The organism is Streptomyces sp. NPDC053076, assembly GCF_044546845.1.
Classification (GTDB): Bacteria; Actinomycetota; Actinomycetes; order Streptomycetales; family Streptomycetaceae; genus Streptomyces.
In genome coordinates this window covers 79,613-97,181 of record NZ_JBITZL010000014.1, presented here as the reverse complement: position 1 = coordinate 97,181, position 17,569 = coordinate 79,613, and the positions used below count along the sequence as shown (strand labels likewise).

Genomic DNA, 17,569 nt, shown 5'->3' with positions numbered 1-17,569 from the left:
CATTCGTCGCGCGTCAGCGAATCGCACAAGCCATCCGCCGGGCTCCGCCCCGCGCGGCAGCACACGGCGCAAGCCGTCAGCCGCGCTCCGGCCCCTCCACGGGCAGTTCGCCGAACTCCGCAAGGGCGTGGGTGAGCCACTGGGTCCAGAAGGTCTCCAGGTCGATCCCCGCCCGCAGGACCAGGTGGCGCAGCCGGTCCTCCGGGGCGTCCCTGTCCGGCGGGAAGTCGCGCTGCTGGATCTCCTCGTACTCCGCCAACTGCCGCCGGTGCAGCTCCAGATGACGGCGCAGATCGGCCTCCAGGCCCGCGGTGCCGACCACGGCCGCCGCGCGCAGCCGCAGCAGGAGCGGATCCCGCATGGACCGGGGGTCCTGCGCGGCAGCGGTCCAGCGGGCCAGTTCGGCACGGCCCGCGGGCAGGACCTCGTAGCTCTTCTTCTGCCCACGGGCCGGCTGCTCGGCCGGCAGCGTGCGGATGAAGCCCTCGGCCTCCAGTTTCCCGAGCTCGCGATAGATCTGCTGGTGCGTCGCGGACCAGAAGTAGCCGATCGACTTGTCGAACCGGCGGGTCAGCTCCAGCCCCGACGACGGCTTTTCCAGCAGGGCGGTGAGAATCGCGTGCGGGAGTGACATGGGTTCATCCTAGGGACGGGCCGGTGCCGGGAACACGCTCCGGCGTCTACAGCGCCGCCGCCAGCTCCGTGCCCTGTTTGATCGCCCGCTTGGCGTCCAGTTCGGCCGCGATGTCCGCGCCGCCGATCAGATGCGCGCTGCGTCCGGCGGCGACCAGCGCCTCGTACAGGTCGCGGCGCGGCTCCTGGCCGGTGCACAGCACCACCGTGTCGACCTCCAGGACGGTGCTCTCCTCGCCGACGGTGATGTGCAGGCCGGCGTCGTCGATCCGGTCGTAGCGCACCCCCGGCACCATGGTCACACCCCGGTGCTTCAGCTCGGCGCGGTGGATCCAGCCGGTGGTCTTGCCGAGTCCGGCGCCGACCTTGGTCGCCTTGCGCTGGAGCAGGTGGACGGTGCGCGGCGGGGCCGGCCGCTGCGGCGCGGCGAGGCCGCCCGGCGCCTGGTAGTCCATGTCGACGCCCCAGTTGCGGAAGTACGTCTCCGGGGACTCGCTCGCCTTGTCACCGCCGTCGGTGAGGTACTCGGCGACGTCGAAGCCGATGCCGCCGGCGCCGAGGATGGCGACGCGGTCGCCGACGGGGGCGCCGTCGCGCAGCACGTCGAGGTAGCCGAGGACGCGGGGGTGGTCGACGCCGGGGATGTCCGGGGTGCGCGGGGTGACGCCGGAGGCGACGACGACCTCGTCGAAGCCTGCGACGGTCTCGGCGGTGACCCACGTGTCCAGGCGTACGTCGACGCCGTGCGCGTCGAGCTGGTGGCGGAAGTAGCGCAGCGTCTCGTCGAACTCCTGCTTGCCCGGCACCTTGCGGGCGACGTTGAGCTGGCCGCCGATCTCGCTCGCCGCGTCGAACAGGGTGACCGCGTGGCCGCGTTCGGCCGCGGAGACCGCGCAGGCGAGGCCGGCCGGGCCGGCGCCGACGACGGCGACCCGCTTCTTCAGCCGGGTGGGGGCGAGCACCAGCTCGGTCTCGTGGCAGGCGCGCGGGTTGACCAGGCAGGAGGTGATCTGCCCGCTGAAGGTGTGGTCGAGGCAAGCCTGGTTGCAGCCGATGCAGGTGTTGATGGCCTCCGGGGTGCCGGCGGCGGCCTTGGCGACGAAGTCGGGGTCGGCGAGCATCGGCCGGGCCATGGAGACCATGTCCGCGTATCCCCCGGCCAGCAACTCCTCGGCGAGTTCCGGGGTGTTGATGCGGTTGGTGGTCACCAGGGGCACCGAGACCGCGCCCATGAGCTTCTTGGTGACCCAGGTGTACGCGCCGCGCGGCACGGAGGTGGCGATGGTGGGGATGCGGGCCTCGTGCCAGCCGATGCCGGTGTTGATGATCGTGGCCCCGGCGGCCTCGACGGCCTTGCCGAGGGTGATCACCTCGTCCAGCGAGGAGCCGCCCGGAACGAGGTCCAGCATGGAGAGCCGGTAGATGACGATGAAGTCGTCGCCGACGGCCTCGCGCACCCGCTTGACGATCTCGACGGGGAACCGCATCCGGTTCTCGTACGAACCGCCCCAGCGGTCGGTGCGCCGGTTGGTCTGCGCGGCGATGAACTCGTTGATGAGATAACCCTCGGAGCCCATGATCTCGACACCGTCGTAGCCGGCCTGCCGGGCGAGACGGGCGGCGCGGGCGTAGTCGTCGATCGTGCGCTCGACGTCGGCGTCGGTCAGCTCGCGCGGCGCGAACGGGCTGATCGGCGCCTGCAGCGGGCTCGGCGCGACGAGGTCCTGGTGGTAGGCGTAGCGACCGAAGTGCAGGATCTGCATGGCGATCCGGCCGCCCTCGCGGTGCACGGCCTCGGTGACGACGCGGTGCCGCTCGGCCTCCGCCTCGGTGGTGAGCTTGGCTCCGCCCTCGTACGGCCGTCCCTCGTCGTTGGGGGCGATGCCGCCGGTGACGATGAGGCCGACCCCGCCGCGCGCGCGGGCCGCGTAGAACGCCGCCATCCGCTCGAAGCCGCGCTCGGCCTCCTCCAGGCCGACGTGCATCGAGCCCATGAGCACACGGTTGGGCAAGGTGGTGAAACCCAGGTCGAGCGGGGTCATCAGGTGGGGGTAACGGCTCATCGGGCCCTCCGTGCGCGGTGTCGTCGCCTCTTGTTGTAGAGGAAGTCCCACGCTTTATGCAACTAGTTGCACAACCGACGACGGGTGACTCCGGCCACTCTGTACCTACTAGTATGTACATTGAAGTGACACCGATCCGCCGCCCGGAAGGACGCTCCGTCATGCCCTTCGTCCGCATAGACACGCTCGGCGCCGACCCCGCCCGCCTCGACGCGCTAGGCCAGGCCGTCCAGGACGCGCTCGTGGAGACACTGGGCGTACCGCCCGGGGACCGCTTCCGGGTGCTGACCGGCCACGACGGCGTCACCGGCACCATGCGTCACGGCGACTACCCCGGTGTCCACCGGGACGACTCGGTGGTGTTCGTCGCGATCACCCTGCGCGCCGGGCGCGGCGTGGACCGCAAGCGGGCGATGTACCGGCGGATCGCCGAGCTGGTGCACGAGCGCACCGGCACCGAGCCGCGCAACGTCTTCGTCACCCTGACCGAGAACGGCGACGCCGACTGGTCCTTCGGCCACGGCCTGGCGCAGTACGCCCCGGCCGACGGCGGGTCGGCCGGGGCGTCGTCCTGACCGGTCAGCGGCTCTCCAGGCGCAGGTGCAGGTCCCGCTCCTGGTCGCCGGAGGCCGCACAGGTCTCCTCCACGGTGAACATCGAGTCCAGGGTGGTGCGGAACCGGTTCACGGCCCAGGGGCCGCCCTGCACGTCCGCCTGGACCGAGTCGCCGAGGTGAACCGGCGGACAGCCCCCGCCCCGGGCGTCCGCGACGTCATAGGTGCCGAGCCACACCATCGGCCGGGTCTCGTGAAGCTGCTGAGGGTCCTCGTCCGCGCCCCGGTCGGTGGCGAAGCAGGACCTCAGCGCATTGAAGACGAGGCGGGCGTCCTCCTTGGAACCGCTGAGCTCCACCGTGACGGTTTCGGGGTGCGACCGCTCCGTGTCTGCCATGATCGCTCCTTTCGCGCGCTGCGGTGGAACGGGGTACCCCGCCTGACCGCTTCCACCCCCAGCAAAGCACCACCGGCTGCCGCGCACACCTCATACGCACCCGGACCGCCGCCCTCAGCCACGCCCGGCCACCCGCGGCGCCGGGGTCGCCACGCCGGCCGCCCTCGGCCGCCCTCAGCCCCGCCGCAGCCCCGCCTCAGCCCCGCCTCAGCCCCGCGAGAACTTGTACGTCTTGCTGTCCGTCAGCACGCAGAAGCCGGGCGAGACCACGATCACGCGCAGCACGCCGCTACGTCGGTCGTAGTCGATGCCCTCCGCCTCGAAGGCGCCCGAGCAGGAGCTGCGCAGCGGCAGCTGACGCAGGGCGGTGACATGACCGGAGACGTCCGCCGTGCCGTTCGGCGCGGCCGACAGGTCGATCTGGAGCAGGGGCTTGGTGAGGCCGAAGAGGCTGCCCTCGGGGTCGTCGGAGGAGCACAGCAGGGTGGTCGGGCCGGAGAAGTCGCAGCCCTGGACGTCGCGCACGGCGTGGTCCAGGCGGACGGCGGAGACCTGCGGGAGGTTCGCCGAGGGGGAGGTGGACGGGTTGACGCCCGGGGTCGGGAAGACCAGCAGGCGGGTCATCGTGCCCCACTCGCCGGACAGCATCCACTGGCCGTCGGGCGAGATCGCGTCCCAGGAGTTGTTCAGCGCCTCGCCCGCGCCGAGCGTGTGGACGTACTCCGACCAGGCGCCGCCGGGGGTCTGCACGCGGTACATCTTCGCGTTGCCGGAGTCCCGCTGGTAGGGCTCGATGTAGTAGCCGTTGTACGAGGCGTCGGGGTCGCCGACGTGGTTCCAGCCGCGGCTGGAGACACCGATCGGGACGGTGCCGATGCCGGTGTACCGGTTGGGGCTGTTCGCCGGGACCTCCACCGACGTCAGACCCTGACTCTCGGTCAGCGGGTCGGCGCGGTCGGAGCCGGTCTCCGTCCAGCCGTCGGCCGCGCCGGCCGGCGTGGGTGTGACGAGGGACACGACGGCGGCGGTGGCGAGGATGACGAGTCCGGCGAGGACTCCGTGACAACGTTGCCGGAGGGACGCGGGCATGGCGGACTCCTCGGACGGGGAGGGGAGCACTCGGTCGGCGGACAGTCTGGCGTGGCGCGATAGTCATGTACAGGCCAATGCAGCAACATGAGCGTGAACTCTCACGGCTCGCGGGACGGCGCTGTACCGTCTCGGCAAGGAGGCCCCGCGGTGCGCGCACCACCGGTACGGCGGCTCCGGCGGACGTCCGCCGCCGAGTTGAGGGATGGTGGAGGTAGACGGCGACGGCGTCGGAGAGTCGGGTGTGAGCGCGGTAGATCAAGGGGAGTCGGTACGGGGGACGACGTGCCGTGCGGACGGGCGAAGGCGGTGCGTGGCATGAGTGCAGCCGAGGCTCCTGCGACGGAGAGTGGCGAGCCGGCACGCGGGCCGGTGCGTCCCAGCGGCCTGCTCGACGTCCTGCGCGTGGCATCGGTGGTGCTGGACACCGACGGCCGGATCGTCCTGTGGAGTCCGCAGGCGGAGGAGCTCTTCGGGTACTCCGCGCAGGAGGCCCTCGGGGAGTACGCCGCCCGGCTGATGGTGAACGAACAGCACATCGAGCTGGTCGCCAAGCTCTTCGCCGACGTGCTGCGCACCGGGCAGAGCTGGGCCGGCGGCTTCCCCGTCCGGCACAAGGACGGCACCACCCGTCTGGTGGAGTTCCGCAACATGCGGCTGCTGGACGACCGCGGGGACGTCTACGCGCTCGGGCTGGCCGCCGACCAGTCGACCGTACGGCGGCTGGAGCAGGACGTGGCACTGTCCGAGCGGATGGTGAAGCAGTCCCCGATCGGCTACGCCGTCCTCGACACCGAACTGCGGTTCGTCTCCGTGAACCCGGCCCTTGAGGTGATCAACGGCGTGCCGGCCGCCGAGCACGTGGGCAGGACGCTGCCGGAGGTGCTGCCGCTGCTGAACGTCCACGCCCTGCAGGCGGCTGCCCGGCAGGTGCTGGCGACGGGCGCGCCGCTGATCGGCGGCACGCTCGTCGGCCGTACCCCGGCCGATCCGGAGGAGGACCACACCTGGTCGCACTCGCTGTACCGGCTGGAGGACATCCTCGGCAACGTGCTCGGTGTGGCCGTCTCGCTGGTCGACATCACGGAGCAGCACCGGGCCTCCGTGGAGGCGGAGGCCGCGCGGCGCCGGCTCGCGGTCATCGCCGACGCCTCCGCCCGGATCGGTACGACGCTGGAACTGGAGCGCACCGCCTGCGAGCTGGCGGAGGTCGCCGTGCCGGAACTGGCGGACGTGGCGGCCGTGGACCTGCTGGACGCGGTGGTCGAGGGCCGGCCCAGCGCACTGGGCCCCTCGGAGTCGGCGGTGATCCGGGCGCTCGCCCTGCGCCCGGAGGACGGGACGGACGCCGTACGGGCCGCCGACCTGCCCGGCCAGATCGCCCGGTACGCCCCCGACCGCCTGGTCACCGAATGCGTGCGCACCGGGGAGGCGGTGCTGGTGCCGCAGGTGAAGGACGAGCATCTGCCGCGCATCGCCCGCTCCGCCGAGGCCGCCGTGCTGCTCGGCCGGGCGGGCCTGCACTCCTACCTCGCGGTGCCACTGATCGCGCGCGGCCAGGTACTGGGCGCGCTCGACCTCAAGCGCACCCGCAACCCGGCTCCCTTCGACGAGGACGACGTCGTGCTGGCGCGCGAGCTGGCCGCCCGTGCGGCCGTGCAGATCGACAACGCGCGCTGGTACCAGAACGCCCGCAACACCGCGCTGACCCTGCAGCGCAGCCTGCTGCCCAGTCATCCGCCGGTCACCACCGGCCTGGAGGTGGCCTCCCGTTACCAGCCGGCGGGCGCTACCAGCGAGGTCGGCGGCGACTGGTTCGACGTCATCCCGCTCGAGGGGGGCAAGACCGCGCTCGTCGTCGGCGACGTGATGGGCAGCGGCGTCAGCGCGGCGGCCACGATGGGCCGGCTGCGCACCGCGACGACCACCCTGGCCGCGCTCGACCTCGACCCGGCCCGGTTGCTGGAGCACCTGGACAAGACGACCTCGGGCCTGGACCACTCCATCGCGACCTGCGTGTACGCCGTCCACGACCCGCACTTGCGCCAGTGCCGGATCGCCAACGCCGGCCATCTGCCGCCGGCCCGGGTGCGCCCCGGCCGCCCGCCGGAGCTGCTCGACCTGCCCACCGGGGTGCCCCTGGGGGTGGGCGGGGTCGGCTTCCTCACCGTCACGGTCGACTTCGAGCCGGGCGACGAGCTGGTGTTCTACACGGACGGGCTGGTGGAGACCCGCCGTCACTCGCTGGACGAGCGCCTGGCCTTCCTGCTGTCCCTCCTCGACGACCCCGCCCGCCCCCTGGAGGAAGCCTGCGACCACCTGCTGCGCACGCTGCACCACCCGGACAACCATGACGACGTGGCCCTGCTCATCGCCCGGGCGCAGCCCCTGCCGTAGCCGTCGCGGCCCCGGCGGACGCCTCCCCACCCGGCCGCCTCAGCGCCTCAGCGACTCAGCGACTCAGCGACTCAGCGACTCAGCACGGTCTCCCGCTCCAGGTGACGGCGGTGTCACCCTCGACGACGGCACGACCGACGAGGTACGGCCGGACCCGCGCGTGCGGATCGTCGGGACGTCGGGACGTCGGTCGCGGACACCTTCTTCCCCCGGCCAGGACGGCCAGCACGGCCAGGGCAGCTAGGGCAGCTAGGGCAGCACACCGATCACCACATGTGCGTACAGCTCGTCCGACACGGCCAGACGGGTCGTCAGGCCGGCCGCGGCGAACGCCTCCAGGGCGGCCGGTGCCTGGCGTTCGCTGGTCTCGCTCAGCAGGCAGCCGCCGGGGGCGAGCCACTCGGGTGCGCCGGTGGCCACCCGCCGCAGCACATCGAGGCCGTCCGCGCCGCCGTCCAGCGCGACCGCCGGCTCGTGGTCGCGGGCCTCGGCCGGGAGCAGGGCCACTTCGGCGGTGGGGACGTAGGGCACGTTGGCCGTCAGGACGCCCACCCGGCCGCGCAGGGCCGGGGGCAGGGCGTCGTACAGGTCGCCCTGGTGGGCCCGGCCACCGAAGGCGGCGAGGTTGCGGCGGGCACAGCGCACGGCGGCCGGATCGATGTCGGCCGCATGCACCTCGGCCCCGCCCAGGGTGTGCGCGAGGGCCGCGCCGAGCGCGCCGGAACCGCAGCACAGGTCCACGACGACGGTCGCGTCCGGCGCGATGGCCAGCGCCTGGTCGACCAGGAACTCGGTACGGCGGCGGGGGACGAACACGCCGGGTTCCACGGTGACGCGCAGCCCGTGGAACCGGGCCCAGCCGAGGACCTGTTCGAGCGGCAGACCGGCGGCGCGCCGGTCCACCATTCCGGCCGCCTCCGCGGGGGTACGGGCGGTGGCGAGGATCAACTCGGCCTCGTCCTCGGCGAAGACGCACCCGGCGGCGCGGAGTGCGCGGACGGCGGCGGCCGAAGAGAACGGTACGGGAAGGGGCATGGGAGCCGAAGCCTTTCGGGAGCGCAAAACCTTCAGGGCGCTCCCGCGGTCACCGCTACCGGTGTACCGCGCCGTCACGTGGAGGGAGCACCCCGTCCGACACAGCGGTAATGGGTCTCACCTCCTCTTTCCAGGGCCGCGAACGTCCGCGACCGGACGGCCACTTTACCCCAGCACCCACGCCCGCCCGCCGCCGGGTGCGGGGAGTCGGCCGCTCCGTCCTGCCGGTTGCGGGCATCCGGCCCGGACGGCGGCACCTCCCGTGCCGGACGCGGGTGTTCAGACGCCGACCGTTTCCTCGAGTTCCGCCTCCGCCTCCTCCTCCGCCTTCTCCGCCTCCTCGGTCGCGGCCGGCTCGGACTCGCGCTCGGTGTCGGGGTGGGCGCGGTGGTGGTGGGGCCGGCGGGAGTGCTCGTGGAGGGCGGCGAGCGCGGTCACCGCGACACCGGCCAGCAGCCAGGCGGCGAGGGTCCACACGTTGCGGGCGAGGCCGTCGTCGGCGAAGTACAGCAGGCTGCGGATGCCCTCGACGAAGCCCGCGCCGTTCCAGAAGGCGTGCAGGGTGCCGAAGAAGCCGTTCTGCAGTTCGGGCCGGAACAGACCGCCGGAGCTGGTGAAGTTCAGCATGACGAACAGCACCATCATGGTCAGTGTGGTCCACCGCTTCAGGAACGTGTGCAGGCCGACGCCGATGAGGAGGATGCCCGCCGAGTACAGCCAGGCCATGCCCCACACGCCCGCGAGGTCGTGGTGGGCGAGGTGGAACACCGGCCCGGCGAGCAGCGCGCCGATGCCGCTCACCACCGCGGCGACGCCCAGGGCGAGCAGCGCCCGGATCCGCATGGCGAGACCGGCGCCCGCGGCGCCCAGCGCGGCGACCGAGGCGTAGGAGCCGATGCTGACCGCGATCAGCAGGAAGAACAGGCCCTGTCCGGTGGGGTCGTCGGCGACCGGCTCGGCCACGTCGGTGACCTTCAGCGGCACGCCCTCCTCGGCGGCGACCGGCATGAACACCTTCTCCACGGCCGTGGCGCCCATGTCGGAGGCGGCGCTCGCCACCAGCAACTCGGGTGCCTCGGCACTCGGCACATAGGCTCCGGTCACCTCACGGGACTTGAGCAGGCCGACGGCGTCGGCACGGGTGGTCACCGTACGGACGTCGAGCTTGTCCCCCGCGGTGTCCTTGACCGTCTGCGCGAAGACCTTGGCCTTCGGGGCGGCGCCGACGACGGCGACCGGCAGGTGGTGCGGCTCCGGGGTGACGAACGCCCCCATGTACGCGAGCCCCATGCCTATGCACATCAGCAGCGGGGTGATCAGGTGCGTGAGCACATGGCGCAGTGCCGGTGACCTCATCGAGCGCGACCCTCCAAAGGTTGGCTTATACAACTCTCTACTCAAGTTGTACTATACAACTAGAACGCCGGAGGAGGTATTCCCGTGAGCGCAGCGGAGTCGGCCGTCGAGACGATCCAGCGCGAGATGACCATCTTCGCCCGCCGGGCCCGCGCCTCGGCGGGCCGCATGCACCCCGAGCTGTCCTTGGTGTCGTACACCCTGCTCGGCCACCTGGAGGAGCGCGACGGCTGCCGGGCGACGGACCTGGCGGCGCACTACGCCCTGGACAAGTCCACGGTGAGCCGCCAGGTGGCGGCGCTGGAGCGGGCCGGCCTCATCGAGCGCCGGCTGGATCCGGAGGACCACCGGGTCCAGGTCCTGCATCTGACGGAGGCCGGCCGGGAGATCCTCGCCCAGGTCACCCGCAGCCGCCGGGCCGCCTTCCGGGAGCGGCTCGCGGACTGGCCGGCGGACGACCTGGTGCGGTTCGCGGCCTACCTGGAGCGGTACAACGCGGGATCGGCCGGCGCCGACGCGGACTGAGGGTCAGCCGGGCTGCGGCACCGGCACCGCCGCACGGCCGTCGGCCAGCCGTTCGGGCGCCCGCGCCTCGAGGAACGCCGTGCGGCGGCGCAGCCGGAAGCCGAGGGACTCGTACAGGCTGATGGCGCCCGTGTTCGCGGCACTGGCGTGCAGGAACGGGGTCTCCCCACGCTCCCGGATGCCGTGCGCGACCGCGAGGATCAGCCGGGTGGCCAGGCCCTCGCCACGGAAGGCGGGGTCGGTGCAGACGGCACTGATCTCGGTCCAGCCGGGCGGGTGCAGCCGCTCCCCCGCCATGGCGATCAGTGCTCCGCCCCGCCGGATGCCGAGGTAGGTGCCGAGTTCCACGGTGCGCGGCAGGAACGGCCCGGGCCGGGTGCGCGCCACCAGGTCGAGCATCTCGGGCACGTCCGCCGGGCCGAGGCGTACCGCCTCCGGGTCCGGTGCGGCGGCGAGGCCGTCGTCGACGTACTGCACGCCCTCGACCCGGAAGGTGATCTCCCAGTCCCCGGGGACCTCCCCGTGGACGCCGGGCAGCGGGATCTCGGCGCCGGGGCCGGCCAGCGCGGCAAGGTCCGCCCAGTCCCGCGCGTCCGGTTCGTCGGGCAGCGCCAGCCACGGCGTGACGTCGAGGGGGTAGCGCAGCACCCGGCCGCGCCGCTCGGCGAAGTGGGCGTGCGGGCCGGTCAGGGAGGCCAGGGCCGGGTTGTCGAGGACGTGCGGCACCGCGTCGGCGGTCCGGCCGGGGCCACCCGGGCGGCTCACGGCGCTCATACGGCCACCTCGATCCCGTTCCTGGGGACGTACGCCTGGGGCATCCTCGGTCCTCACTTCTCTCGTCCTGTCAGCGGCCCGTCTCCGGTGCTGCCACCCGGATGTCTTCTCCCGCCGCCACCGCGCGTCTCTCGCGCGGGTCACCCGCGCACCGGAGCCGCACCGGAGTCGGCACCGATCGGCAAGGCGTGCCGCCGGGCCGGTATTCCCCGCCCCGGAAAGAGTTCATACGGCCGCAACGATGAGGGCGCCGACCTGGGGCGGAGCACCCGGGGCGACAGCGTACGGTTGAAGCATGAACGTCACGCGAGGCTTCACGGGCCGCCCGCGCCACCACAACCCCGGACTGCCTCCCGGGCAGTACGACGCGCGCGACGACTGGCCCGTCCTGTCCGCCGAGGTCACTCCGGACCTCACGGCCACCGACTGGTCCTTCCGCATCGACGGCCTGGTCGAGCACCCGCACACCTGGGACTGGGACGCCGCGCACGCGCTGCCGGCGTCGGCGTACGACGGCGACATCCACTGTGTGACCGGCTGGTCGAAGTTCGGTGTGCGGTTCGGCGGTGTCTCGCTGGACGCCTTCCTCGCTGTGGTCAGACCACATGGGTCCGCCACACATGCCCTCGCCTACTCCCACACCGGCTACACCACCAACCTGCCGCTCGCCGACCTCTCCGGCGGCCGGGCCTGGATCGCCTGGGAGTACGACGGCGCACCACTGCCGCCCGAACACGGCGGTCCGGCCCGGCTCCTGGTGCCTCACCTGTACTTCTGGAAGAGCGCCAAGTGGATCGCGGGCATCACGCTGCTGGACCACGACGAGCCGGGCTTCTGGGAGCGCAACGGCTACCACGCGCGCGGCAACCCCTGGCAGGAACAGCGGTACTCCGGTGACTGAGACGACGACTCCCGTGACGCGGTTCGCGGTGCCCGGGCGGATCGCCGTGAACGGCCAGGCGGCGACGGTGTGGCAGACCGCCACGCTGACGGAGATCCGCCGCGAGACGCCGCACGCCGCCACGTTCCGACTGGCGGTGCCGGCCTGGGCGGGGCATCTGCCGGGCCAGCACCTGATGCTGCGGCTGACCGCCGCGGACGGCTATGTGGCGCAGCGCCACTATTCGATCGCGTCGGCGCCGGACGACTCCGGGCACATCGAGCTGACCCTGGACCGGGTGCCCGACGGCGAGGTCTCCGGCTGGTTCCACACCGTCGCGCGGCCCGGGGACACGGTCCAGGTGCGCGGTCCGCTGAGCGGCTTCTTCGCCTGGCCGGGCGACCGGCCCGCGCTGCTGCTGGGGGCCGGGTCCGGGGTCGTGCCGCTGATGTCGATGGTGCGGTACCACCGGGCGCGCGGCCTCGCCCTCCCGCTGCGGATGCTGGTGTCGGCCCGCAGTCCCGCGGAGCTGATCTACGCGGCCGAACTGGGCGCGGAGACGACGCCCGTGTTCACCCGCAGCGCGCCGACGGGCGTGGCGGTGGGACGTATGACGGCCGCACATGTGGCGCCGCTCCTGGCCGAGCAGCCCGCCGGTGGGTGGGAAGCCTATGTGTGCGGATCCAACGGGTTCGCCGAGCATGCCTCCCGGCTGCTGGTCGCGGCCGGCCAGCCCGTGGAGCGGATCCGGATCGAGCGGTTCGGCTGAGCGCCCGGGTCGCGCGGCGGAGCCCGGCGCGCGATCGTGGGGCTCATGGTGCGTGCTGTGCGCCATATGGGCTGGAACTGGCGGTTCACGGGCTGCGCGAGGTGCTCCGCACGGGGTACGAGACGGGTGTGGACGCTCGTGTGCGTGCGCGGCGGGGGCGGTGGACCGGCCATCCGGCTCTCCCGGGTCTCCGGCTCCGGCGGTGGCGAGGAGGTGGACATGCGTACCCCGGTGCATGGCTGGCGTTGGCGGCGCAATCCGCTACGGCGCCGGACGGATGTCGTGGAGGCGTGGACGGTGCTGGTGGTCGTCGTCCTGCTGTCCGTGGTCGCCCCGCTGGTCGGCGTGGCCGCGGGCCTGTACGCCCATGACCAGGCCCGGGCGCTCGCCGTGGAGCGGCGGGCCGAGCGCCACCAGGTTCGTGCCGTGGTGATCGGCGGTCCGCCCGAGCGGCGGGCCGCGCTGGAGGGAGACCGCCGGCATCCTTACCGCGCTCAGGTCCGGTGGACCGAACCGGGCAAGGGGGCCCGGACGGCATGGGCCCGCGTGCCGACGGGGACTCGCGCCGGGGAGCCGGTCTCGGTGTGGTTCGACTCCGGGGGCCGCAGTGTGGCGCCGCCACCGGACGACCTGGCGGTGTGGCAGCACACGGTGACCGTCGGGCTGTGCGCGGCGGGTGGCACGGCGACGGTGGTACTTCTCGGCCACCTGATCGGGCGCCGGATCGCCCTGCGCCACCGGCTGGAGGAGTGGGAGCGGGAGTGGGCCCGGACAGGGCCCCGGTGGACGCAGCCACGGATGTGACAGCCGGTTGGCCCGATCCGTGTGAACGTGATCGTGCTTCGGCACGTCTCTTGCGAGCGAGCGCCGGCTCACTTCTGGACCCGCGCATCGGCGTTTTTGAGGCGGTGCCAAGACACGCGTCCGCCCCCGACGTGAGCCTGGCGAGTCATCCGATCACCCACGTACCGTGAGACGACCGGTCTCCTTTCACAAAGGTGGTTGTCGATGGCCTTGTTCGATCTGCCCCTCGACGAACTGCGCACCTACCGTGGCGAAACCACCGAGCCGGAGGACTTCGACACCTTCTGGGACGAGACGCTCCGGCAGGCCCGCGCGCACGAACTGGACGTGCGCTTCGAGCCGGTGGAGACCGGACTCGCCACGATCGAGGTGTACGACGTGACGTTCGCCGGGTTCGGCGGTCACCCCGTCAGGGGCTGGCTGCGCCTGCCCGCCGGGACCACGGAGCCGCTGCCGCTGGTCGTGGAGTTCCTCGGTTACGGCGGCGGGCGCGGCCTGCCGCACGAGAGTCTGCTGTGGGCCTCGACGGGTCGCGCCCATTTCCTGATGGACACCCGCGGGCAGGGCAGCGGCTGGGGCGGCGGAGGCGCGACGGCGGACCCGGTGGGCGCGGCGCCGGCGTACCCCGGGTACATGACGCGGGGCATCGAAGCGCCCGAGAACTACTACTACCGCCGGGTGTTCACGGACGCCGTGCGCGCGGTCGAGGCGGCCCGTGCGCATCCGCTGGCGGATGCCACCCGAACGGTCGCGACCGGCGCGAGCCAGGGCGGCGGCATCACGATCGCCGTCGGCGGCCTGGTGCCCGACCTGGTCGCGGTCGCCCCGGACGTACCGTTCCTGTGTGACTTCCCGCGTGCGGTGACGCTGACGGACCGGCACCCGTACCGGGAGATCGCCCTGTACCTCAGGACCCACCGTGGACGCTCGGAGGACGTGCGGCGCACGCTGTCCTACTTCGACGCGGTGCACTTCGCGGCCCGGGGCCGGGCACCGGCCCTGTTCTCGGCGGCTCTGGAGGACGAGACGTGCCCGCCGTCGACGGTGTTCGCGGCGTTCAACGCGTGGGGGCACCGGGACAAGGCCATCGAGGTGTACGACTTCAACGACCACGAGGGCGGCGGCCCCTTCCACGAGGCCGAGAAGATCCGCTGGCTGCGCTCGCACGCCTGACGCGGCCGCGGCCGGCCGGCTGCAGCCGGGCGGCCGGCCGCGGCCGAGGGCGCCTTCGCGACCCCTCCTGACGCGCTTCCCTTCCCTCCGATCCGACCAGTCGGTACGTTCGGTTCGCCCGGGCGCGGTGCCGTGGCCCGGATCCCGGCGACGGAGGTCATATGTCCGTGCGGAAGACACAGCAGACACCGGAGACGCACGCGCGGATCCACGGGCACTGCGATCCGCGGTTCGCCGCGGTCCGGGAGGCGTTCGAGGAGAACTTCCGCACCCGGGGCGAACTGGGCGCCGCGGTGGCGGTCACCGTCGCCGGGAAGAGCGTGGTGGACCTCTGGGGCGGCTGGGCGGACGCGGCACGCACCCGGCCCTGGGAGCGCGACACCGTGGTGAACGTGTGGTCGACCACCAAGGGTCCGGTGGCCATGTGCGCGCACATTCTCGCCGACCGGGGGCTGCTCGACCTGGACGCGCCGGTGACCGCGTACTGGCCCGAGTTCGCCGCCGCGGGCAAGGAGAGGGTGCTCGTACGACACCTCCTGTCGCACCGGGCCGGACTTGCCGGGCTGCGCGAGCCGCACACGCTGGAGGAGCTGTACGACTGGGAGGCGACCACCGCGCGGCTCGCGGCCACGGCGCCCTGGTGGGAGCCGGGCACCCGGTCCGGGTACCACGCGCTGACGTACGGCTTCCTGGTCGGGGAGGTCGTACGACGGGTCTCGGGGCTGCGGCCCGGGGCCTTTCTGGCGCGGGAGGTGACCGGACCGCTCGGCGTCGACTTCACGATCGGCCTGCCGGCGCGGGACCACGGCCGGGCGGCCGAACTGGTGCGTCCGCCGGCCGCCTCGGCCACCGAAAGGGCCGCACTCTTCGGCCAGTTGCCGCCGGTCGCGCTGGCCGCCCTGACCAATCCCGCGGTCGGGGCCGCACAGGCGAACAGCACCGGCTGGCGGGCGGCGGAGGTCCCCGCGGCCAACGGTCACGGCAGCGCCCGGTCGGTGGCGGCGCTGTACGGCGTCTTCGCCGGGCGCGGCGCGCACGGTGGCCGGCGGATCCTGTCGCCGCAGGCCGCGGAGCGCGTCCGCGAGGGCCAGGGCAGCTGTCGCGACCTGGTGCTGGGGGCGGGCTTCGAGGGCGAGACCGAGATCGGGCTCGGTCTGTGGCTGAGCGGGCCGCAGGGGGCGTACGGCCCGAACCCGCGGGCTTTCGGCCATGACGGCTTCGGCGGCTCCTGTGGACTCGCCGATCCGGAGGCGGGCGCGTCGCTGGGTTACGTCATGAACCGGATGGGGCCGGGCATCGCCAATGATCCACGGAAGGCGGCTCTGGTCGACGCCCTCTACAGCGCCTTGTGAGCGTGCGGCGCGGCGTCTGGTGACCGCCGTGGCCGCGGGTGGATTTCGGCCGAACCGGCAGGCCGCTCTTCCGTTGTGGTTTAGACCAATGCTAATTGTGGTCGCGCAACGAGCCCGCACGACTACGTCTTGTCACCGACAGGAGGGCGCGGCATGGCCCGCACCACCCCGCACGATCCCCCGCCCGACGACGGCCGGCCCCTGTACGGCCAGATCGCGGCGCTGCTCCTCGGCGAACTGCGCGACGGCACCATCGCACCGGGTGAACGGCTGCCCGGCGAGCGGCACCTGGCCGCGCACTTCGGGGTCAGCCGGGAGACCGTCCGACAGGCACTGGAGGTGCTGCGCCGCAGCGGTCTGGTCGCCACCGACCGGCGGGGCAGCCACGCCACGCTGCCCGGCCGGCCGGCCGAGACTGCGGAGTCGCTCACCTTCCCGGTGGGCGCCCGGCCGACGGATCTGTGTGCGGTGGACCGGGCCACGGTGACCTGGGAGGAACCGCCGCCGGAACACGCGCGGGCGCTGGGACTCGCTCCGCACCGGCCGACGCTGATGCACCGCTACCTGTCGGCGACACCGGACGGCCGGTCGCTGCGGACGGCACTGACGTCGTTCTCGCCGGTGGCGCTGGCCGAGGTGGCCGAGCTGGCCCGCTACCGGGACCGGGCCGACGGGGTGACGCCCGCACAACTGCGCCGTGCCTACGACTGGATGCGCAAGGCGGGGCTGTCCCTGCACCACCGGGACGCCATCACCCAGGTCGGTGACGCCTCCTCGGTACGGGTGACCCGGCGCGTGCACGACCAGTACGCGCGCCCGCTGGAGATCACCGATCTGGTGGTGAACGCCGAACAGGACGCGCTGGTCTACGAGTTCACCCTGCCCGCCGCGGGTTGACCGCCGGGCCCGGCGCATCGGTTCTGCGGGCCACCACCAGCCTGCCGCGCGGGCTGCCGTCGGCTCGGCGGCCGAACTCGGGCAGCACGCGCAGTTCGACCGCCAGGCCCGCCCGCTCCAGTTCCCCCAGCATGGCGCCGAGTCGGAGGGCTCGGTAGTACATGACGAAGGGCGGTCGCCACAGCGCGTTGCGTACCCGCATCGCCCCGTCGAAGCCGAGCAGCAACCAGAAGGCGGGGTGTGCCGGGTGGGGCGGGGCGAACACCGGGAAGGCGAAGCGGCCACCGGGCCGCAGAACCGAGCGGACCTGGGCGCAGAGCCCCGGCAGTTCCCGGGGCAGGAAGTGACCGAAGGCCCCGAAGGAGACGACCAGATCGAAGGCGGCCGTGAACGGCAGGGACCGGGCGTCAGCGCGCACCCAGTCGACCCGGGGTGCGCCGGCGGGCCGCACCCGGTCGCGGGCGACGTCGAGCATGCCGGCGCTGAAGTCGACCCCGGTGACGCTACGGTGGCACAGTCCCGCCAGCAGCCGTGTCCCGGCCCCGGTCCCGCAGCACAGGTCGAGTCCGTCCGCGAACGGGCCGAGCGGCGCCACCGCCTTCGCCACGGCGTCCAGCACCTGGTCGGGCGTCCGGAAAGGGGTCTGGTCGAACTTCGGCGCGAGCAGGTCATAGCCGCGCTCGACGGACGACAGTGCCTGCACGCAGAGTTCGCGGAGCGTGGGACCTTCAGGACCGAACATGCCCTCACCCTATGACGGCGACCCCGGCCACCGGCGCCCACCGCCACACCGGTCTGCGGGCCGCCCACGCCGCTCCTACCGGCCACGGCAACCCGGCCACCGCCGCCCGCTGCGGCCACGGCACCCCCG

At 73.0% G+C, this 17,569-nt stretch carries 17 protein-coding genes; 9 read left to right on the top strand and 8 right to left on the bottom strand.

Annotation, left to right across the window (positions count from 1 at the left end; all coding sequences use genetic code 11):
* Nucleotides 1–76 precede the first annotated feature (76 nt).
* Nucleotides 77–634, bottom strand: a complete 558-nt coding sequence (locus tag ACIGYR_RS36720) for a PadR family transcriptional regulator (RefSeq protein ID WP_399606829.1) — start codon at nucleotides 632–634, stop codon at nucleotides 77–79.
* 46 nt (nucleotides 635–680) lie between these two features.
* Nucleotides 681–2,696, bottom strand: coding sequence for an FAD-dependent oxidoreductase (locus ACIGYR_RS36715; RefSeq protein ID WP_399606832.1), 2,016 nt, complete (start codon nucleotides 2,694–2,696; stop codon nucleotides 681–683).
* A gap of 161 nt (nucleotides 2,697–2,857) precedes the next feature.
* On the opposite strand from ACIGYR_RS36715, the gene ACIGYR_RS36710 reads away from it, so the two are divergent.
* A complete protein-coding gene (locus ACIGYR_RS36710; protein ID WP_399606835.1) occupies nucleotides 2,858–3,271 on the top strand; it encodes a tautomerase family protein in 414 nt (137 codons plus the stop codon).
* A gap of 4 nt (nucleotides 3,272–3,275) precedes the next feature.
* Here the strand turns inward: ACIGYR_RS36710 and ACIGYR_RS36705 are convergent, their stop codons facing one another.
* Together ACIGYR_RS36705 and ACIGYR_RS36700 are read right to left on the bottom strand one after the other, a co-directional pair.
* On the bottom strand, nucleotides 3,276–3,647 hold the full coding sequence (locus ACIGYR_RS36705; protein ID WP_391844027.1) for a hypothetical protein: 372 nt from the start codon (nucleotides 3,645–3,647) through the stop codon (nucleotides 3,276–3,278).
* A 207-nt stretch (nucleotides 3,648–3,854) separates the two neighbouring features.
* Nucleotides 3,855–4,736: a hypothetical protein gene (locus ACIGYR_RS36700; RefSeq protein ID WP_399606838.1), complete on the bottom strand. Its 882-nt coding sequence runs from the start codon at nucleotides 4,734–4,736 to the stop codon at nucleotides 3,855–3,857.
* A 318-nt stretch (nucleotides 4,737–5,054) separates the two neighbouring features.
* Between ACIGYR_RS36700 and ACIGYR_RS36695 the strand changes: the two genes are divergently transcribed.
* Complete coding sequence (locus tag ACIGYR_RS36695) at nucleotides 5,055–7,133, top strand: SpoIIE family protein phosphatase (protein WP_399606840.1); 2,079 nt, start codon at nucleotides 5,055–5,057, stop codon at nucleotides 7,131–7,133.
* Nucleotides 7,134–7,382: 249 nt separating this feature from the next.
* Here the strand turns inward: ACIGYR_RS36695 and ACIGYR_RS36690 are convergent, their stop codons facing one another.
* Together ACIGYR_RS36690 and ACIGYR_RS36685 are read right to left on the bottom strand one after the other, a co-directional pair.
* Entirely contained in the window at nucleotides 7,383–8,168 is a 786-nt protein-coding gene (locus ACIGYR_RS36690) for a putative protein N(5)-glutamine methyltransferase (RefSeq protein WP_399606843.1), read from the bottom strand.
* Between the two features lie 279 nt (nucleotides 8,169–8,447).
* On the bottom strand, nucleotides 8,448–9,524 hold the full coding sequence (locus ACIGYR_RS36685) for a hypothetical protein (protein ID WP_399606846.1): 1,077 nt from the start codon (nucleotides 9,522–9,524) through the stop codon (nucleotides 8,448–8,450).
* 126 nt (nucleotides 9,525–9,650) lie between these two features.
* On the opposite strand from ACIGYR_RS36685, the gene ACIGYR_RS36680 reads away from it, so the two are divergent.
* Nucleotides 9,651–10,049: a MarR family winged helix-turn-helix transcriptional regulator gene (locus tag ACIGYR_RS36680; RefSeq protein ID WP_391844128.1), complete on the top strand. Its 399-nt coding sequence runs from the start codon at nucleotides 9,651–9,653 to the stop codon at nucleotides 10,047–10,049.
* 3 nt (nucleotides 10,050–10,052) lie between these two features.
* Here the strand turns inward: ACIGYR_RS36680 and ACIGYR_RS36675 are convergent, their stop codons facing one another.
* Nucleotides 10,053–10,823, bottom strand: coding sequence for a GNAT family N-acetyltransferase (locus ACIGYR_RS36675; protein ID WP_399606850.1), 771 nt, complete (start codon nucleotides 10,821–10,823; stop codon nucleotides 10,053–10,055).
* A 295-nt stretch (nucleotides 10,824–11,118) separates the two neighbouring features.
* Between ACIGYR_RS36675 and ACIGYR_RS36670 the strand changes: the two genes are divergently transcribed.
* The 6 genes from ACIGYR_RS36670 (at nucleotide 11,119) to ACIGYR_RS36645 (ending at nucleotide 16,698) form a co-directional block, all read left to right on the top strand.
* Entirely contained in the window at nucleotides 11,119–11,724 is a 606-nt protein-coding gene (locus ACIGYR_RS36670) for a sulfite oxidase-like oxidoreductase (protein WP_391844017.1), read from the top strand.
* Nucleotides 11,717–12,472: a ferredoxin reductase gene (locus ACIGYR_RS36665; protein WP_399606852.1), complete on the top strand. Its 756-nt coding sequence runs from the start codon at nucleotides 11,717–11,719 to the stop codon at nucleotides 12,470–12,472. The genes ACIGYR_RS36670 and ACIGYR_RS36665 overlap by 8 nt, the downstream gene beginning before the upstream one ends.
* Nucleotides 12,473–12,691: 219 nt before the next feature.
* Complete coding sequence (locus ACIGYR_RS36660; RefSeq protein ID WP_399606855.1) at nucleotides 12,692–13,276, top strand: hypothetical protein; 585 nt, start codon at nucleotides 12,692–12,694, stop codon at nucleotides 13,274–13,276.
* Nucleotides 13,277–13,480: 204 nt separating this feature from the next.
* Entirely contained in the window at nucleotides 13,481–14,449 is a 969-nt protein-coding gene (locus tag ACIGYR_RS36655) for an acetylxylan esterase (protein ID WP_399606857.1), read from the top strand.
* A gap of 161 nt (nucleotides 14,450–14,610) precedes the next feature.
* Nucleotides 14,611–15,801, top strand: a complete 1,191-nt coding sequence (locus ACIGYR_RS36650) for a serine hydrolase domain-containing protein (protein WP_399606860.1) — start codon at nucleotides 14,611–14,613, stop codon at nucleotides 15,799–15,801.
* A 153-nt stretch (nucleotides 15,802–15,954) separates the two neighbouring features.
* The gene (locus ACIGYR_RS36645) at nucleotides 15,955–16,698 is read left to right on the top strand and encodes a GntR family transcriptional regulator (protein WP_399606862.1); all 744 of its coding nucleotides are present in this window, start codon (nucleotides 15,955–15,957) and stop codon (nucleotides 16,696–16,698) included.
* Here ACIGYR_RS36645 and ACIGYR_RS36640 read toward each other — a convergent pair.
* Nucleotides 16,676–17,440, bottom strand: coding sequence for a class I SAM-dependent methyltransferase (locus ACIGYR_RS36640; protein WP_391844006.1), 765 nt, complete (start codon nucleotides 17,438–17,440; stop codon nucleotides 16,676–16,678). The two genes, ACIGYR_RS36645 and ACIGYR_RS36640, sit on opposite strands and share 23 nt — an antisense overlap.
* Nucleotides 17,441–17,569 lie beyond the last annotated feature (129 nt).

Excerpts from the sequence above, each read along its gene's own strand:
- ACIGYR_RS36660 (WP_399606855.1), top strand. The coding sequence starts at position 12,692 with ATGCGTACCCCGGTGCATGGCTGGCGTTGGCGGCGCAATCCGCTACGG.
- ACIGYR_RS36680 (WP_391844128.1), top strand. The coding sequence starts at position 9,651 with ATGACCATCTTCGCCCGCCGGGCCCGCGCCTCGGCGGGCCGCATGCAC.
- ACIGYR_RS36690 (WP_399606843.1), bottom strand. The coding sequence starts at position 8,168 with ATGCCCCTTCCCGTACCGTTCTCTTCGGCCGCCGCCGTCCGCGCACTC.
- ACIGYR_RS36675 (WP_399606850.1), bottom strand. The coding sequence starts at position 10,823 with ATGAGCGCCGTGAGCCGCCCGGGTGGCCCCGGCCGGACCGCCGACGCG.
- ACIGYR_RS36685 (WP_399606846.1), bottom strand. The coding sequence starts at position 9,524 with ATGAGGTCACCGGCACTGCGCCATGTGCTCACGCACCTGATCACCCCG.
- ACIGYR_RS36720 (WP_399606829.1), bottom strand. The coding sequence starts at position 634 with ATGTCACTCCCGCACGCGATTCTCACCGCCCTGCTGGAAAAGCCGTCG.
- ACIGYR_RS36705 (WP_391844027.1), bottom strand. The coding sequence starts at position 3,647 with ATGGCAGACACGGAGCGGTCGCACCCCGAAACCGTCACGGTGGAGCTC.
- ACIGYR_RS36695 (WP_399606840.1), top strand. The coding sequence starts at position 5,055 with ATGAGTGCAGCCGAGGCTCCTGCGACGGAGAGTGGCGAGCCGGCACGC.
- ACIGYR_RS36650 (WP_399606860.1), top strand. The coding sequence starts at position 14,611 with ATGTCCGTGCGGAAGACACAGCAGACACCGGAGACGCACGCGCGGATC.
- ACIGYR_RS36700 (WP_399606838.1), bottom strand. The coding sequence starts at position 4,736 with ATGCCCGCGTCCCTCCGGCAACGTTGTCACGGAGTCCTCGCCGGACTC.
- ACIGYR_RS36715 (WP_399606832.1), bottom strand. The coding sequence starts at position 2,696 with ATGAGCCGTTACCCCCACCTGATGACCCCGCTCGACCTGGGTTTCACC.
- ACIGYR_RS36640 (WP_391844006.1), bottom strand. The coding sequence starts at position 17,440 with ATGTTCGGTCCTGAAGGTCCCACGCTCCGCGAACTCTGCGTGCAGGCA.
- ACIGYR_RS36670 (WP_391844017.1), top strand. The coding sequence starts at position 11,119 with ATGAACGTCACGCGAGGCTTCACGGGCCGCCCGCGCCACCACAACCCC.
- ACIGYR_RS36645 (WP_399606862.1), top strand. The coding sequence starts at position 15,955 with ATGGCCCGCACCACCCCGCACGATCCCCCGCCCGACGACGGCCGGCCC.
- ACIGYR_RS36655 (WP_399606857.1), top strand. The coding sequence starts at position 13,481 with ATGGCCTTGTTCGATCTGCCCCTCGACGAACTGCGCACCTACCGTGGC.
- ACIGYR_RS36710 (WP_399606835.1), top strand. The coding sequence starts at position 2,858 with ATGCCCTTCGTCCGCATAGACACGCTCGGCGCCGACCCCGCCCGCCTC.